This window comes from Kitasatospora arboriphila (assembly GCF_039528095.1).
Taxonomy (GTDB): Bacteria; Actinomycetota; Actinomycetes; order Streptomycetales; family Streptomycetaceae; genus Kitasatospora; species Kitasatospora arboriphila.
The window spans coordinates 23,443-38,486 of record NZ_BAAALD010000072.1 but is presented as its reverse complement, the minus strand read 5'-3'; the positions used below and the strand labels follow the sequence as shown (position 1 = coordinate 38,486).

Annotated in this window: 14 protein-coding genes and 2 pseudogenes; 13 read left to right on the top strand and 3 right to left on the bottom strand. The window is 71.7% G+C overall.

Going from position 1 to position 15,044, the window contains the following annotated elements:
- Positions 1-216 precede the first annotated feature (216 nt).
- The 8 genes from ABD353_RS28880 to ABD353_RS28845 all read left to right on the top strand — a co-directional run bounded on the left by ABD353_RS28880 (position 217) and on the right by ABD353_RS28845 (position 6,832).
- Positions 217-2,343, top strand: coding sequence for a winged helix-turn-helix transcriptional regulator (locus ABD353_RS28880; RefSeq protein ID WP_344626624.1), 2,127 nt, complete (start codon positions 217-219; stop codon positions 2,341-2,343).
- An 89-nt stretch (positions 2,344-2,432) separates the two neighbouring features.
- On the top strand, positions 2,433-2,915 hold the full coding sequence (locus ABD353_RS28875; protein ID WP_344626623.1) for a hypothetical protein: 483 nt from the start codon (positions 2,433-2,435) through the stop codon (positions 2,913-2,915).
- A gap of 140 nt (positions 2,916-3,055) precedes the next feature.
- Complete coding sequence (locus ABD353_RS28870) at positions 3,056-3,712, top strand: hypothetical protein (RefSeq protein WP_344626622.1); 657 nt, start codon at positions 3,056-3,058, stop codon at positions 3,710-3,712.
- 239 nt (positions 3,713-3,951) lie between these two features.
- Complete coding sequence (locus ABD353_RS28865; RefSeq protein ID WP_344626621.1) at positions 3,952-4,347, top strand: RRQRL motif-containing zinc-binding protein; 396 nt, start codon at positions 3,952-3,954, stop codon at positions 4,345-4,347.
- Between the two features lie 195 nt (positions 4,348-4,542).
- Positions 4,543-5,193 carry a hypothetical protein gene (locus ABD353_RS28860; RefSeq protein ID WP_344626620.1) on the top strand — a complete coding sequence of 217 codons (651 nt, stop codon included), beginning with the start codon at positions 4,543-4,545 and terminating at the stop codon, positions 5,191-5,193.
- A gap of 80 nt (positions 5,194-5,273) precedes the next feature.
- On the top strand, positions 5,274-5,510 hold the full coding sequence (locus ABD353_RS28855; RefSeq protein WP_344626619.1) for a hypothetical protein: 237 nt from the start codon (positions 5,274-5,276) through the stop codon (positions 5,508-5,510).
- A 137-nt stretch (positions 5,511-5,647) separates the two neighbouring features.
- Entirely contained in the window at positions 5,648-6,214 is a 567-nt protein-coding gene (locus ABD353_RS28850; protein ID WP_344626618.1) for a hypothetical protein, read from the top strand.
- Positions 6,215-6,592: 378 nt separating this feature from the next.
- A complete protein-coding gene (locus ABD353_RS28845; protein ID WP_344626627.1) occupies positions 6,593-6,832 on the top strand; it encodes a DUF6296 family protein in 240 nt (79 codons plus the stop codon).
- A gap of 223 nt (positions 6,833-7,055) precedes the next feature.
- On the opposite strand, the gene ABD353_RS28840 is transcribed toward ABD353_RS28845, so the two are convergent.
- Positions 7,056-8,245 (bottom strand): IS3 family transposase gene (locus ABD353_RS28840; RefSeq protein WP_344626617.1). Its coding sequence is split into 2 segments (ribosomal slippage): positions 7,056-7,981 and positions 7,981-8,245, totalling 1,191 coding nucleotides; the frame shifts between segments, so codons are not numbered across the junction.
- Positions 8,246-8,311: 66 nt separating this feature from the next.
- Here ABD353_RS28840 and ABD353_RS28835 point away from each other — a divergent pair.
- From ABD353_RS28835 to ABD353_RS28825, 3 genes and pseudogenes are all read left to right on the top strand, one after another.
- Positions 8,312-9,106, top strand: a pseudogene (locus tag ABD353_RS28835) (ISL3 family transposase); the annotation flags it as partial.
- Positions 9,107-9,179: 73 nt separating this feature from the next.
- Positions 9,180-9,287 (top strand): annotated as a pseudogene (locus tag ABD353_RS28830) (helicase associated domain-containing protein); the annotation flags it as partial.
- Between the two features lie 6 nt (positions 9,288-9,293).
- Positions 9,294-9,539, top strand: coding sequence for a helicase associated domain-containing protein (locus ABD353_RS28825; protein ID WP_344626626.1), 246 nt, complete (start codon positions 9,294-9,296; stop codon positions 9,537-9,539).
- A 340-nt stretch (positions 9,540-9,879) separates the two neighbouring features.
- On the opposite strand, the gene ABD353_RS28820 is transcribed toward ABD353_RS28825, so the two are convergent.
- Positions 9,880-10,776 carry a hypothetical protein gene (locus ABD353_RS28820; protein ID WP_344626616.1) on the bottom strand — a complete coding sequence of 299 codons (897 nt, stop codon included), beginning with the start codon at positions 10,774-10,776 and terminating at the stop codon, positions 9,880-9,882.
- Positions 10,777-10,929: 153 nt separating this feature from the next.
- Here ABD353_RS28820 and ABD353_RS28815 point away from each other — a divergent pair, with 153 nt between their 5' ends.
- Both ABD353_RS28815 and ABD353_RS28810 read left to right on the top strand, forming a co-directional pair.
- A complete protein-coding gene (locus ABD353_RS28815; protein ID WP_344626615.1) occupies positions 10,930-13,215 on the top strand; it encodes a hypothetical protein in 2,286 nt (761 codons plus the stop codon).
- Positions 13,216-13,254: 39 nt separating this feature from the next.
- On the top strand, positions 13,255-14,619 hold the full coding sequence (locus ABD353_RS28810; protein WP_344626614.1) for a hypothetical protein: 1,365 nt from the start codon (positions 13,255-13,257) through the stop codon (positions 14,617-14,619).
- Positions 14,620-14,749: 130 nt separating this feature from the next.
- Here the strand turns inward: ABD353_RS28810 and ABD353_RS40555 are convergent, their stop codons facing one another.
- On the bottom strand, positions 14,750-15,010 hold the full coding sequence (locus ABD353_RS40555) for a transposase (RefSeq protein ID WP_425555273.1): 261 nt from the start codon (positions 15,008-15,010) through the stop codon (positions 14,750-14,752).
- Between the last annotated feature and the right edge of the window lie 34 nt (positions 15,011-15,044).

Here is a 15,044-nt window from a genome sequence, read left to right as displayed (position 1 = left end):
CCTGCCGCCCGCACTCCCGCGCCTGCCCCGGCCCGCCCCCCCCCGGCCCGCCCCCCCCCCCCCCCCCCCCCCCCCCCCCCCCCCCCCCCCCCCCCCCGCGGGGTGGCGGGCGGTGCGGTGTCCGGCCGAGGTGCCGCACCCGGCCGAGGTGCCGCACCCGGCACCCGGACGTCTCCCGCCGCCCGCCTCCGCCCATCCCGCCCCGAAGGGACCACCGTGAGCAAGACCAACCCCGCCCTGCCCGGGGCGGACACCAGCACCGTCGCCCCCGCCGCAGGCGGCCCCCTGACGGTGCGCCTGGCCCGCGGCGCCTACCGCAGGGCCTGGCGCCACCGCCGCCACCTCGCCCCGCTCTACAGCGCGGCGGCACTCGCCGCCTACGGCCAGGCGATCGTCCTGGCACCCCACGGCGGCGTCGGCGCCCTCGCCGCCGACCTGGCACTGCCCGCCGGCGTCGCCGGCCTGCGGGCCTGGCGCAAGAAGAAGCCCTACACCAACCGCGTCGCGCGCTTCCTGCACACCCACCGCACGCTGCCGACCCCGCCCGACCGGCCGATGCGCCGCGGTGAACTGCTGCGCGCCTCGGCCGCCACGGTGGCGGCCGGGGCCCTGGTCACCGCGATGCCGCTGATGGGCACCGGGCCGTTCGAGGCGCCGATCGCCGGGTGGCTGTGGTTCGCCTGGCTGCCCGCCACCGCCGTCCCGTGGTGGTGGCGCCGACGCATCCGCGCCGACCACGGGCCGGCGGAGGCGGACGTGACGCTCCAGGCCGCCCGCTGGGCCGCGAAGGTCGCCTCCAGCCGGGGCGCGCTGCCCGGCTCCGTCCTCGCAGGCGTCCGCGAACTCGAGGTCGAGGGCGCGTGGGCGGCCGACATCATCCTCGACGCGGAACGGCACACCACGACCGACGCCCGCATGATGACGGGCCGCATCGCCGGCGCCCTGGGCGTACCGGTCGCCTCCGTCGCGGTCGACGCCCCGGCCGACGGCACCAACGACAAGGCCACCCTCCTCGTCTACGAGACCAACCCGCTGATCGAGGTCCCGCACTGCCCCGTCGAGACCGCACTCGACACCACCACCGGCATCGCCGTGCTGGGCCCGCACATCGACGGCAGCCCCGCCCTCTACCAGATGTGGAGGCCCGGCTGGGGCGCGGTCCACGACCACATCTCCGGCGCCACCGGCTCCGGCAAGTCCGGCGTCGTCACCAGCCTCTTCGCCATCGAACGCTGGGCCGACGGCCTGATCTGCTCCTGGGGCGGCGACCCCCAGTTCGGCAAGTCCTTCGGCTACTGGTGCGACTACCTCGACTACTTCGCCCCCGGCGTCGACGAGTGCTACGCCATGCTGATGGCCGCCGACGCCGAACTCGACCGCCGCTCCAAGGCGAGCGCGTTCTCCACCTGGACCGACGCCGACGGCGACCTCATGTACGGCGAAACCGACTTCGTCCCCACCCCCGAGGAGCCTCTGCTCGTCATCACCATCGACGAGTGGCAGGACGTCTGGGGCGCCTACCCCGAAGCCATCGACATCGCCGTGCGCATCGCCATCCTCGGACGCAAGTGCGGCATCAAGCTCCGCCTGATCACCCACCTGCCCACCCTCGACTCCGTCGGCTCCCCCAAGCTCCGCCAGCCACTCACCAGCGGCAACATCATCGCGCTGCGCACCACCGAGCGCTCCGCCGGGCACGTGATCAACCTGCCCGCCGACCCGAACGACCTGCCGACCACCTGGCCGGGCATGCCCGGCTCCACCACCACCGGCATCGGGTTCATCAAGTCCGTGGAGGCCCGCGCGGCGGTCTTCCGCGGCTGGCGCCCGGAGAAGAAGGAAGTCGCCACCCGCTGGGCGAAGGGCGGCCGGCCCGGCACCCTCGGCGAGGCCTCCCGCGCGGTGTGCGGGAGCGCCTACACCGAGTGGCGCGAGCGCCTGGCGGCCCGCCGCCGCGGCGAGCAGCCCGCCGTCCCCGGCGTCGACATCCCGTTCGACGGCGCGAGCGAGAACGCCGACACCGCGCAGCCCGCCGGCGCCGCGTCCAGGGCCGGCATGGTCAAGCCTGCCGACCGCATCCCCGCCCAGACCACCTCGGCCTCCGCCGCCGAGTTCGCGGGCCTCGTCTCCGCCAACAACGCCCCCGCGCGCGGCGAGAAGAAGCGGGCGATCCTCGCCTACCTCGACGAGCGCGGCGAATGCACCAGCGGCGTCATCGCCGCCCACCTCGGCATCTCCCCCTCCACGGTCTCCCAGACCCTGCGCAAGGCCGCCGAGAAGGGCGAGGCCCTCGACCTCGGCCACGGCAAGTGGGGCTCCGCCCGGATCGCCGCCGCCTCCTGACCGCCCTCGACCCACCCCGGCCGTGCCCGCCCCGCCACCGCAAGGCGGGCACGGCCGCACCCGCGCATGCCGTGAGAAAGAAGGCAACCATGACCGCCACCCACCACCTGATCGTCGGCCGCCCCGGCTCCGGCAAGACCCGCACCCTCCAGCAGCTCATCGCCGCCGAGAAGCTCGCCGCCAACGGCGCCGTCACCGTCTGGGGCATCCAGGGCACCGCCTCCGGCAGCCTGGCCGGCGCGGACCGCACCGTCGGCGCCGACCAGGCGGCCGAACTGCTCACCGAGGCCCTCGCCGTCGTCGCCGAGCGCACCGCCCGCCGCCGCGAGTACGAGCCCACCACGGCCGAGCCGCGCATCAAGCTCGTCATCGACGACGCCGAGCCCGTCCTGCGCGACACCAAGGCGGCCGAACTGCTGCACCGCCTGGTGGTCACCGGTCGCACCGCCGCCGTCGAGACCATCGTCGCCGCGTCCGACATGACCGCCGCCACCTGGCCCGCCGACCTGCGCCGCCACTATACCGCCGGACAGGTCACCATCTGCGACCCCCGCCCCCGCACCGAAGCCTGACCAGGCCTCACACGACCCGCTCCCGGCCTCTCCGAGGGCTGCCGGACCCACCCCGTCACGAGGGGCCGGGGGCCCGGCGGCCCCAGAAGGCGCCCGGCGCCCCCGCACATCCCGCCCCTGCGCACCCCGAGGAGACTGCCGTGAGCAGCGTCTACGAGACTCCCGCCGTCCCCGCCTCCGACACGGCGGTCGACCTCAACGCCTACCTGCTCGAGCCCGGCTACGTCGTCGCCCCGCTCGACGGCCGCGTCGTCGCCGTCCCGCTCCAGCCCGCCCCCACGACACCGGCCCTGATCCCCGCCCTGGTCGACGGCAAGGTCATCGCCGTCCCCGTCCACAACCCCCTCGCCACCGCCCAGACCGCCGCCGAGCAGGCGCAGCCCACCCCTGCCCTGTCCTTCGCCGCAGTGCCGCAGTCGGCCGCAGACCCGGGCCTGCCGCGGGCTGTGCGCGACTGCGTCCTCTACGGCTCGCTCGCTGCGCTTGCTGCTGGCGGCGCGGTGTGGATGCTCGGCGCGGCCGTGGGCGAGGTCGCCCCGCACGCCGACCAGCTCGGCCACGTCCTCAAGTGGGCGGCGATCGCGGTCGCCGCCGTGGTGGTCGGCGTTGCGTGCCTGCTTGGCAAGCTCCGCTCCCTCACCAGTTCGACGACCGGCGCCGGGGCGGGCGCGACGGCCAGCGGCGACGGCGCGTCCGCGAGCGGCACTGTCCTGGCCCTGGTCCATCGCACCCACCAGACCACCATCGGCCGCCAGTCCGCCGGGTGGCGCGGCTCCATCACCAACAACAACGGATGACACCCACCAGGAGAACCCGCCGATGCACCCCGCCGTGCAGAAGCTCCTGGCCGCCGACGCCGACGCCGAGCAGGCCCACCATGGGGCCGGCACCGAGCACACCTGATCCGGCCCACCGGCCTCGCCCCCGGCCGCACCCGCCCACCCCGCCGCACCCCGGCCGGGTGGGCGGGCCTGTGTCCGGGGCCGGGACCGGCCGACCGGCCCGCACCCCGACCCACCGGAAACGGAGAGCACCAGTGCGCGCGATCGACCTCGACCCCGACGGCCGCCACCACGGCGGCCTGCCCACCTACCCCTGGCGCTGGGCCCCGCCCGGCGACCTGGCCACCCGCCGCCAACTGCGCGCCGAAGGCCTCCGGCCGGCGGGCCAAGCACCGGCCGCCCAGGTGGTCTGCCGCCGCGGCAAGCGCATCGCCTACCTGTACCGCCGCTCCCTGGCCCGGCCCGTCCGGCTGATGACCCCCGCCCGGGCCGCCGCCCTGGAACGAGCGATGGCCGCCCGCCAGACCTGCCCCGTCTGTCGAACGCAGGCGAGTACGTGCCTGCCCCTGCGCTCGCTCGGCTCCTGCCTGCCGTGCGCGGAACTGTCCGACGCCGAGCGCGAGCAACTCGCCACCCTGGCCACCCTCTGACCCGCCCGCAGTCGGCCGCCGTCCTATCCGGGCGGCGGCCGACGCCGTCCCTACCCCGCCCGTACCGCCGATCTGTCGAGGAGACAGCCACCGTGTCCCAGCACCACACCGCCCCGACCGCCGACACCGACAACCCCGACGGCTTCGACAGCCCCGACCGGATCTGGCACACCCCCCCGCCACACCCCGCGATGGATGCTCCGCGACGCCTACGGCACGCCGAGCACGGCGACGACCGTCGCCCTGGCCGTCTTCGCCCTGCTCATGCTGATCGTGCTCGTGTGCGCGGTCGGCCCCTACGTCCTCCACGCCGCCCAGTGGATCGCCCAGCCCGAGCATTCCACCGTCCCGGCCGGACGCCTGTGGCGCACGATCAGCACCCCGATCCACCACTACCTCCAAGCCCACTGCGCCGGACTCCCGGCCGGACCCCGCACCCTCTACACCGCCTGGGCCATCGCCGGCGTCCTCATCCTGATCCGGGCGCTGCGCCAGGGCGCCACCGTCGGCATCCAGCTCGGCGCCGCCGTGTTCGGCACGCTCACCGTTGCCATGGTCTGGTCCGGCACCGAAGGCCCCGGCAAGCCGGTCGCCGCCGGCCTGGCCGCGCTCGCCTGGGGCGTGCTCGCCGCCCTCGCCCTGACCGGCTCCTGGATCACCACCACCGTCATCAACCAGCCCACCGCGGCCCCGGCCGCACCCGGTGCCACGGTCCCGGCGCCGATCGTGCCGGTGACCATCGAGGTCCCCGAGCCGCGCATCGAAGCCGTCGTCGTCGACGTCCAGCAGCTCCAGGTCGACATCAACGGCCGCCGCCTCACCTGCAACGACGGCCAGCACGACTGACACCGGCCCACCCCCGGGGCCGCCCGCAGCACGCGGGCGGCCCCGACCCACCCCGCACAGCCGAACGGAAGGCCAGCCGCATGACCTGGTCCATATCCCGCGATGCCCGCCTCGCCGAACTCCGCCAGCTCCTCCACGAGCGCTCCGCCACCCTCGCCAACCTCACCCCGGGCACCACCTCACACGCCGGCCTCCAGGCCGAATGCGACGCCATCTACGCCGAGATCAAGCAGCTCGAAGGCTCCACCGGCTGCTCCCCCGCCGTGCTGATCGCCGTCGCCATCCTCGCCGTCCTCGTCCTGATCACCGCCCGCTGAATCCCCGTCCCGGGCCCCGATGCTGCCCACCGGCCCGCGCCCCACCACCCCGCCTACCGGCCGGGCTGATGGGGGGGCTCCGGTGAGCGGCACGGCCGCCCGGCTGGACACCCGACACCACCGACACGGAGACCCTGTTGAACCCCGACCACCCCGGCCTGCCCGACACGGCCATGGCTGTCGCCAAGCACCTCGCCGACTTCGCACCGGACCCGTACGACGGCCTGCTGCGCCGCGACGACGCCTACACCGTGCTCCTCACCGCCCTGGACGAACTGGAGCGGACCGGTCAGCGGTGCACCACCATCGGCGCCCTCCATCCCTGGCTCCGGGCGATCCCCGGCGGCGAGGCCCTTGGCAGCCACGACCGGCTGATGACCCTGCTGGAACAGGCCGCCGACCACGGCCACATTCGCCTGGACGCCGGCCAGGTCCACATCAGCGACGCCCCGACCGGCGGCGGCACCGGCCACATCTGGATGCGCCAGCTCACCCACGGCGGCGCCACCATCGAGCTGATCGGCGCGACCCCCTGGCCCACCGAAGCCGTCCTGCCCGACCCGAACCAGGCGTGGTGGCAGTGCACCGGATGCCGCCAGCGCCGCCCCCAGACCGAGGCCATGGCCCTCTACGCGGTCCGCCAGCAGGTCACCGACCACGCCGCAGCCTGCCGCTACCTGCCACCCCTGCCCACCGCCAACTGACCGAACCCGCCCCGGGACAGCACCGCTGCGCACCCGCCGCGCCGCCTGCGCAGCTGCGCACCGGCGGGTGCGCAGGTCCCTCAGCTGTGCGCGCCGCCGGTGCGCACCCGTCGCCATGTCGGCCCGCGCAGCTGCGCACTGCCCGGTGAGTACCTGGGCCTGATGCTGCACACCTGCGCACCCCGGCCAGGCCTGCTGGCGTCCGGGTGCGCAGCAGCCGCCAGCTACCTGGCAACGACCAGAGGCCGTCACCCTGCCAAGCGCGGAGTGGCGGCCTCTTTTGCTTTCTCAGAGCCCAGCAGCCTGGCGTCGGCCAAGGCACGTCTTCGCCGCACGTCGGACAATGGTCTTCCCCGTGCCGGAGAGGTCGTGATCGCCATGGCAACGCTGCCGACCCGCTGGAAGCTGACCTTCCCCGGCCCGGCCGGCTCCCACTGGAAGAAAGAAACCGTCGCCGTGGAGCAGCAGGCCGGATCCGGCCCGCACGGCTACCCGCTCTACGCGGACACCGATCGGACCGTCCGGGTCGAGATCGAGGACGGCGGCCTGGTCCACGTCCTCGACTGCGTGGGCCGTCCCCTGCCGGACACACCCCTCCACGCCCACCCCCTCGACTGACCCCTCCAGCACCGGCCGGGGAGGGCCGCCACTGCGCAGGCCCGCGCGCACATCCGTCGACCAGGTGCGCATCTGCGCACCCGCCCTAGGCCAATGTGCGCAGCGCCGCCGACACGAGGGGTGGGCGTTAACGGCGTTAACGCTTGACCCTTCACGCACCTGACCCGTCTCAACGAACTTTTGATGAGCTGCCCCGACTTTCGTAGAGTCCGCGATCGTGTGATCAAGCGGTCTGTGGGACTTGCTCCGGTCTGGCCCAGTACGCCTGTTCATACTCGTCGGGTGGCAGGTAGCCGAGGGCGGAGTGGAGCCGTTCACCGTTGTACCACGCGACCCACTGGAAGACGCCCCGCTCGACCTCGTCGAAGTCCCGCCACGGACCCTGATGCTCGATCAGTTCGGCCTTGAACGTGCCGTTCAGGGCCTCGGCCATCGCATTGTCGTACGAGTCGGCGACGGAACCCACGGACGCCGAGGCGCCGACCTCGGCCAATCGCTCTGTGTAGCGAATGGACACGTATTGCGACCCGCGGTCGCTGTGATGAATGAGGTCGGCGCCCTTCTTGATCTTCTGCCGCCACAGCGCCATCTCCAGCGCGTCCAGCGGCAGGTCGGTGCGCATGTGGGTGGCGGCCTGCCAGCCCACGATCCGGCGCGAGTACGCGTCCAGGACGAACGCCACGTAGACCCAGCCCGACCAGGTCCGGACGTAGGTCAGGTCGGCCAGCCACAGCTGGTTCGGCCGCTCGGCGGTGAACCGCCGGTTGACCAAGTCCGGCGGACGCGGCGCGGCTGGCTCGGGGACCGTGGTGCGGCGCCGCTGCCCGCGGATGACGCCCTCGATCCCGAGTTCCCGCATCAGCCGCTCGACCGTGCAGCGGGCCACCGCGTGGCCGGCGCGGACCAGCGCGCGGGTGACCCGGCGGGCGCCGTAGGTGCGGCCGGAGTCCTCCCACGCGGCTTTGACCAGCGGGATCAGCTCCTCGTCACGCAGACGGCGGGCGGACTTCAGTCGGGTCTTGCGCGCGAAGTACGTCGAGGGCGACAGCTCCAGCACCCGGCAGACGGGATCGACCCCGAAGCCCTCTCGCAGGTGGTCGATCACCTGCTCGGCCTCGTCCGGGGACGGTCGATCTCCTGGGCAAAAAACACGCTGGCGGCCTTGAGGATCTCGTTGGCCCGCCTCAACTCGGCATTCTCTTTCCGGAGTTGCTTCAGTTCGTCAAGCTCGGAGCTGCTCAGGCGGTCGTCGCGCTCGCCGGCGTCAGCCTCGGCCTGGCGGACCCATGACCGCAGGGCCTCCTTGTGGATGCCGAGGTCGCGGGCGACATGAGCCACCGGGCGGCCGGTGGAGCGGACCTCGCGGACGGCGCGCTCGCAAAGTTCATCGGGGTACTTACGTGGTGCTGGCACTGCAGGTGGTTCTCCTTACGCCTGGATCGTAACCCAGGCTTCAAGGACTCCACGAAGATCAGTGCAGCTCAAGTCGCCGAGCACAGCAGTTGCTGGGCGAAAGCGGGCCCACCCCCGGCCGAGGGGAGACAGGCCGCCACCACCCGCGAGCGCTGGCAGCAGGTCCACGCCCTGCGCGAGCGCGGCGTCGGACTGCTGGAGTGCGCACGGCGCCTGAACCTGGCTCTCAACACCGTCAAGCGCTACGACCGCGTCGCCGAGCCGGAGCGCCTCATCCGCGCCCCCAAGTACCGGCCCACCCTCGTAGATCCGTACCGCGATCACCTGCGCCGGCGCCGGCTGGAGAATCCGGCCGTCCCTGTCACTCATCTCCTCCAGGAGATCAGGGAACTGGGCTACTCCGGCAGCTCGAACCTGCTGGTCCGATACATCAACCAGGGCCGTGTCGAGGCCGACCGGCCCGCGCTCTCGCCCCGGCGCCTGGCCCGTTACCTCCTCACCCGCCCCGATCACGTCAAGAACCACCAGCGGGAACGTATCGAGGCCGCCCGAGCCGTCTGCCACGAGATGACCGCTCTGGCCGACCTCATCCACGGCTTCGCTGCGCTACTGGATCCCGCCGACGGCCATGCCGCCCTGCTGAGCACCTGGATCACCTCGGCCCAAGCCGAGGACCTGCCCCATCTGCATGCCTTCACCCGGGGCCTCGAGAAGGACCGCGCCGCAGTCGACGCCGCCCTCACCCTGCCGCACCACAACGGCGGCACCGAAGGAGTCAACAACAAGACCAAGCTGATCAAGCGCCAGATGTACGGCCGCGCGAGCTTTCCCCTCCTCCGCCACCGCATCCTCCTGGGCTGACCACACCCTCCGTCACCACCGACTACGGAACAGACCCGCTGGCTGTACAGACCCGACCCCCCAGCAGCAGGGCCACCTCGCGATCCCGGCGACCGCGAAGCTGGACGACTACGCGGTGGGCGCGTGGATGCGCCGCCAGCGCAAGGCCGACAACCTCACCACCGACCAGGTCGCGAAGCTCGACGGCCTGGACGAGCTGTGGCGCCTGGAGCCGGACTGGAACCGCTCCTACCGCCGCCTGCTCGCCTACCTCGCCGCCGGCGGAACCCTCCACGGCCCGGCGAATCGCACCGGCGGCGAGGCGGACCCGACCTTCCGGCCCGGCACCTGGCTGCGCAAGCAGGCAAAGGCCCGCACCGAGGGCAAGCTGACCGAGCAGCAGACCGCGCTCCTGGACGCGCTCACCCGGCACGCCGAGACCGTCGCCGGCTGACCCACCCCGCGCGCCCGCCATCTCGGCCTGCCAGGCCGGAACGGCCGCGACCTAAAGGAGACGACGAGTGACCACCACCCGGCAGCCCACGGTGTCCTGGCACGCACAGTGGGAGTGCGGCGCCTGCGGCGACGCAGGAGACGCCCAGTTCGAGGACGGCAGCCCGGTCGAGCCACCCACGACTGCGACTAGGACGGCCCGAGATCGGCTGGGAGGGCCGCGCCGCGTGCACCTGCGAATGCGGGGCGCTGCTCATCCCAGCACGCTGCAGGTGGCAAAAGGGAGCACGCGACCACCATCGCATCGATCCTGCTCTGGCTCTGATCTTTGAAGACGATCTCTAGTGGGCGGTCGACACCGAGGTCGTCGCACCAGGATCGGAGCCTGGGCCGAGCTGTTCGGCCCGGTAGGCGGCGCGAGCGCAAGCTACGGCCGTGGCGAGTCCAGCAGGGTCAGCGAGCGGGGTGTTGCGTGCCCGATACGTGTCCAGCTCCGCCGGGGCGAGCTCGCGCTCCAGTACCTGACGGGGAATCCTGTACGGTAGCTGGCGGCCGTACAGGCCCTCGTCGCTCACCACCCACTCCGCAGTTGCTGCTTGCACCACGGCTCCCAGGTCCCGGCCCTCGCCGGAATGCCGACTCACTGCCAGGCGCACGAGTGCGATCAAGCTGCTGACCGGCAGCGCGGCCAGCCGCTGTGGCTCTAGCCCGGCGGTGCGGGCGGCGGCGTCGAGGCGTCGGCACACCTTCCGGTCGTGCTCGCCCGGTCGCCACGCCTGCCAGTCCGAGACCTTCGCCCCGTCGGGCGACTCCACCCGAACATCCAGTCCCTCCCGGCTGCCGGCAACTGGGCGGAAACGCAGGCTGTCCGGGTGCCCCTCCGGGGCCACCCGGACACCCTTGGCCGACACCGCGCCGATGGTCTGCGCCTCGCGAAGTGCCCGCGCCACTGACTGCTGGCCGGGCCGACTCTCCGCCTCCCGCAGAGCGGCGTCCCGCTGGCTAAACCCGTCTTCCAGGGACAAGCGCCCCAACTGCTGTACCTGCTCGGCCGTTCGGCCCAACTGCTCGCCTACCTCGCGCAGTTCCCGGCCCAATGCTTCAGTGTTCTGCTCCGTCCCGGTCAGCCGCCGTTCCAGCAGAGCGATCGGAACGATCAGAACCAGAGTGGAGCCGATCTGCAGCAAGAATCCCGGGACGTAGTCGGCGCCCTGAATCAACCAGCCTGCCACGACCATGGCAGCTCCGGCGGCGGTCGTTGCAGCGACCCAAATGTGACGACGGGCCATCAGTCTCGCTCTCCCGTGTGGCTGGGGCCTATCCTGTCAGGAGCCGAACGCGTGGGGAAGTCCGGTTGATTCCAACAGAGTTGGAGAGCTCGGATCGGAGGAGTGGAGGCGATGATGCCTGAGTCCGGCGAGCAGCATGAAGAGCCGGTACCTCACCAATGCCAGATCATCGGCCAGCGGACGGCGTTCGGCCTGCATTCCTTCAAGGATCGGGTGCGCGAACTGCCGGAGATCCGCCGGCTGCTCCAGGACCCGGCCGTGCGGATCATCAGCCTGCTCGGCCGCCGTGGCATCGGGAAAAGCCTGCTCGCGGTCCGGGCGGCCACCAGTGCCGCCGATGGCAAGTGGCCGGACGGAGCCCGGACCAAACCGCTGGACGCGGTGGTCTACCTGGGGCAGCGCACCTCCGGGATCACCTTCGAGCGGGTGTTCTTCGACTGTCTATCGCTGCTGAGTGACGAAAAGGCCGCCCGGCTGCACCGGACATGGGCGAGCGGGCGCCGGGCCGGGGAAAAGGCCAGCGCGCTGTTCGACGCGCTGGCGCCGCGCGAAGTGCTGCTCCTCTTCGACAACCTGGAGGACGTGCTCGACGTGGACGCCCGCCCGGCCGAGCCCGAACTGGGCGAGCTGATCGAGGCTTTGGTAAGCCATGAACGGGCGCCTCGTCTCCTGCTCACCAGCCAGATTCCACTGAGCCTGTCGCCGCAGCTGAGTCGGGCCGAGCACCGGGTGGAGCTACGCGACGGGCTGCCCGACCGGGACGCAGTGTCCCTGTTGCGGGAACTCGACCCGTATGGCCACAGTGGCATCCGAGAGGCCGACGAGGAACTGCTGGCCGCGACCGCCCGCCGGGTATACGGGGTGCCGCGGGGGCTGGAACTCATAGCCGGCGCGCTTCGCGACGACCTCACCATGCGCACACTCCGCGAATGGCTGACCGACAGTGATGCTCTGACCAACGTGGTGGATCAGTTGGCTCACCGCCATTACGAGGCGCTGAGCGAGGAGCCCCGACTGGTGGTGGACGTGCTCTCGGTCTTCGGCACGCCCACGAAGCTGGAGGCTATCGAGTGGGTACTCCAGCCAGTGGCGCCAGCTCTCGAAGTGCGTGAGGTACTCCGAAAGCTCATCGACAGCTACCTGGTCCGGCAGGACCGGCAGACCCGCAGCTACTCGCTGCACCCGATGGATGCCGACATCGCCCGGAATAGTCTTCGGAGCGCCTCGCCGAGCCTGGCGCGGAGGCTGCACCGACGAATCGCCGACTGGTATGCCCGGACGGCGACTTCTCCAGAGACCTGGCAGAGCCCGCTCGACGTCGACCCGAATCGCCGCGAACTGGAGCACCGCATTCAGGCTGGCGACTACGACGAGGCGGCCCTGGTGCTCGACCAGGTGGCAGAATTCCTGCTCTGGCAGGGGTCTGTGGCAGCGGTGCTGGGTCAGCACAGCAGGCTCGTCGGGCTACTCGGCAGCGCGGAGGCGCGGCTCGCCCACCTGGTCGTCGGTGGGCACGCACACTACATCGCTGGCCCGCAACCTCGCGCTCGCGAACTGCTCGAACAGGCTGCCGCCCTGGCAACCGCTCCGCAGCACCGCGCCCGGCTTCAGCGAATCCTGTTCCTACTGGGCGATCTGGACCGGTTCGAGAACCGTCCCGAGGCTATCCTCCGGCTCACGCTGGCCGCGGAACTCGCCTCAGAACTTGGCAATGTCGAAGAGGTGTCACACAGCCTGATGTGCTTGAGCCTCGCGCACAGCTACGCCGGCCGGCCCGAGCAGGCCCTCGAAACCGCGGCCGAACTCGCCAATCTGACCGGTGAACCGTATTCCGCCTCCCCGCTCACTCGCGCACGGCTGGGTGACGCGCTCGCCTGCGCGTATGTCGCACAACGGAACTGGACGCTGGTCGCGGAAGCCATCAGCGGCGCGATCGCCGCATACCGGGAATCAGGCATACCGGAGGCACTCGGCTACGCCTTTAACACACTGGGCCTCGCCCGATGCGCTGAGGGCGACTTGGCCGCGGCGCTGGAGGCCTTCGAGCAGGGTGTGGTGCTCGGCGCCGAGACGGAGATGGCCAGGGCGGAAGGGTTGTGCTTCTTCAACCGGGCCTGGGTGCTGTGGGAGACCGGCCGCTGCGTGGAGGCCGAGGAATCGGCCCGAGCGGCTCGGGCGGCCTATCGGCGCGGCGGTTGCAAGGACGAACCGGTCGCCGCAGCGCTGTGTGACGCCCTGGCCGAACATCGCCGCCACAATGACGCCCTGACCGTGCGACACCTCGAGCGCTGCGAGCAACTGCTCGATGGAAACCCCGACCTGTGTCCGTCGGAGTGGCTCATTGCCACCACAGAGCGTATACGCAACGCAGGTACGGGCAGTCTCTGAGGGATGGACACGAACTGGCGGTTCCGGGGAAGGAGTAGCGTGGAGGCCTTTGACGACGCGGTCCGCGGGCACCGGTGCGCGGAGCGAGCCTTCGCTGAAGGACGGTACCGGGACGTGGTACATCAAGGCCTCGAACTGCTGCCGCTACTACGTGAACTGACAGATGCACGAGCGCGGCAGCTGCGGCTCGACACCCTCCGCCTGGTGCTCGATGCGTCCGAGCTTTGGTGGTCCGACGGCAACGCTCCTGTCCTCGGCATGAGCCAGAAATCCTTGGTGGACGAGGCCTGGCAGACCGCCGCGTCACTCGGGGACAGCCGCTCCCGGGCGATCGCCGCGCTGCTCAGGGGCCGGTTTCTGGTCGGCGCCAACGGGCTGACCGAGGGTGTGGCGGCGCTGGCCATGGCCACTTCGCTGGCCGAGGCGAGCGAGGACGAGCTCCTGCTGGTAGACGCGCTGACCCTTCTGGGCCACCACACAATCGGGCGCTCGATGGAACAGGGCGGGCGGCTACTCGATCGGGCCCGGCAGGTGGCCGCCGGGTTTACCGGCCGGCCAATGAACGACAGTGCCCACTGGACGCTTCGAACTGCGAAACTGAACTGCATGAGTGGAGTGGCCGAATTCGACCGCGGCCGGTTCGACGAAGGAGAGCGGCTGCTGCGCCTAGCCGTCGCCGAGGCGGCTGGCGCCGGCCTGCGGGACCTCCGGGCCACCTCGACCAACTACCTCTCCCAGTTGCTCATCGCCGCTGGCAGGTTCGCAGAGGCCGAGGCAATGCTTTCGGCAGAGATCGACTCGCTCGGCGGCTACGCCGCCGATAGCCCCCATCAGGCGTACAACCGCGCCCTCCTCGGCAAGGCCCGGCTCGAGGACGCCAGGCCGGCCGAGGCAGCTGGGGAGATCATTGCGGCCTGGGCGCTCCAGTCCTCGCGCCCGCACAAGGGCATCGCCACGCTGGTCCGAAACTACCTGGCGGAACTGCTGCTGCACCCTGCGTACACGCGGCGCGATCCTGCCCGCGCGGAGCGGCTGCTACACAAGTCGGTCGACGAGTGCCGCCGCACCGGCTACCAGCGCAGTGAAGTCGCCGCCCGCTGTCTGCTCGCCACGGCCTGCCTGGAGCTCCGCAGCTCGCACGAGGCCGTGGACCACAGCAGCAAGGCGGTCCGCCGCCTGGAGGAGGCCGGCGGCGCCATGCCCGCACTGCGCAGCGAGGAGGTGTACTACCTGCACCACACCGTCCTGCTCAGGCTGGGCCGGGACCGAGAGGCCACGCGGGCGCTCGGCGAGGCGCAGCGACTCATCCTGGCCAAGGCCAATACCATCGCCGACCCGGCCCGACGCCGGACCTTCTTGCGGGCGGTACCCCTGAACCGCGCCGCGCTCGCCCCCACTAACTGATCATCTCAAAATGAGTTCGGCCCAGGGGCCAGCACGAACAGCACATGCAGACCCTGAAGGACTTCATCGCCCTGCACCTGGTCCGCTCGCTGAACTACCGCGAGGTCCACAACCGCATCTTCACCAAGGTCTATGCCGAGCACCGCACCGCCCGCTCGTCCGGATCGTCGGACGCAGCCGGGTGCCCTGCCCGGGCCACGGCCGTCCCGCCGGTCCGGGGGCCGGTGGGGGCGGTGCCGCGGCGTCCGCGGTCCCGCAGCACCCACTCGCGCAGCGTCGCCCTGTTGATGCCCAGGTCAGCGGCGATGTCCTTGTACGTTGCCCCGGGCGTGGACTCGTACAGGGCCACGGCATCGGCCTTGAACTCGTCCGAGTAGTCCTTCATCGCCATCGGCGGTGTTCTCGCTTCCTCCGGATCAAGCAGA

What these genes read in the sequence shown, in the direction of transcription:
- ABD353_RS28875 (WP_344626623.1), top strand. Translation starts at nt 2,433, where the DNA reads ATGACCGCCACCCACCACCTGATCGTCGGCCGCCCCGGCTCCGGCAAG.
- ABD353_RS28860 (WP_344626620.1), top strand. Translation starts at nt 4,543, where the DNA reads ATGCTCCGCGACGCCTACGGCACGCCGAGCACGGCGACGACCGTCGCC.
- ABD353_RS28855 (WP_344626619.1), top strand. Translation starts at nt 5,274, where the DNA reads ATGACCTGGTCCATATCCCGCGATGCCCGCCTCGCCGAACTCCGCCAG.
- ABD353_RS28845 (WP_344626627.1), top strand. Translation starts at nt 6,593, where the DNA reads ATGGCAACGCTGCCGACCCGCTGGAAGCTGACCTTCCCCGGCCCGGCC.
- ABD353_RS28820 (WP_344626616.1), bottom strand. Translation starts at nt 10,776, where the DNA reads ATGGTCGTGGCAGGCTGGTTGATTCAGGGCGCCGACTACGTCCCGGGA.
- ABD353_RS40555 (WP_425555273.1), bottom strand. Translation starts at nt 15,010, where the DNA reads ATGGCGATGAAGGACTACTCGGACGAGTTCAAGGCCGATGCCGTGGCC.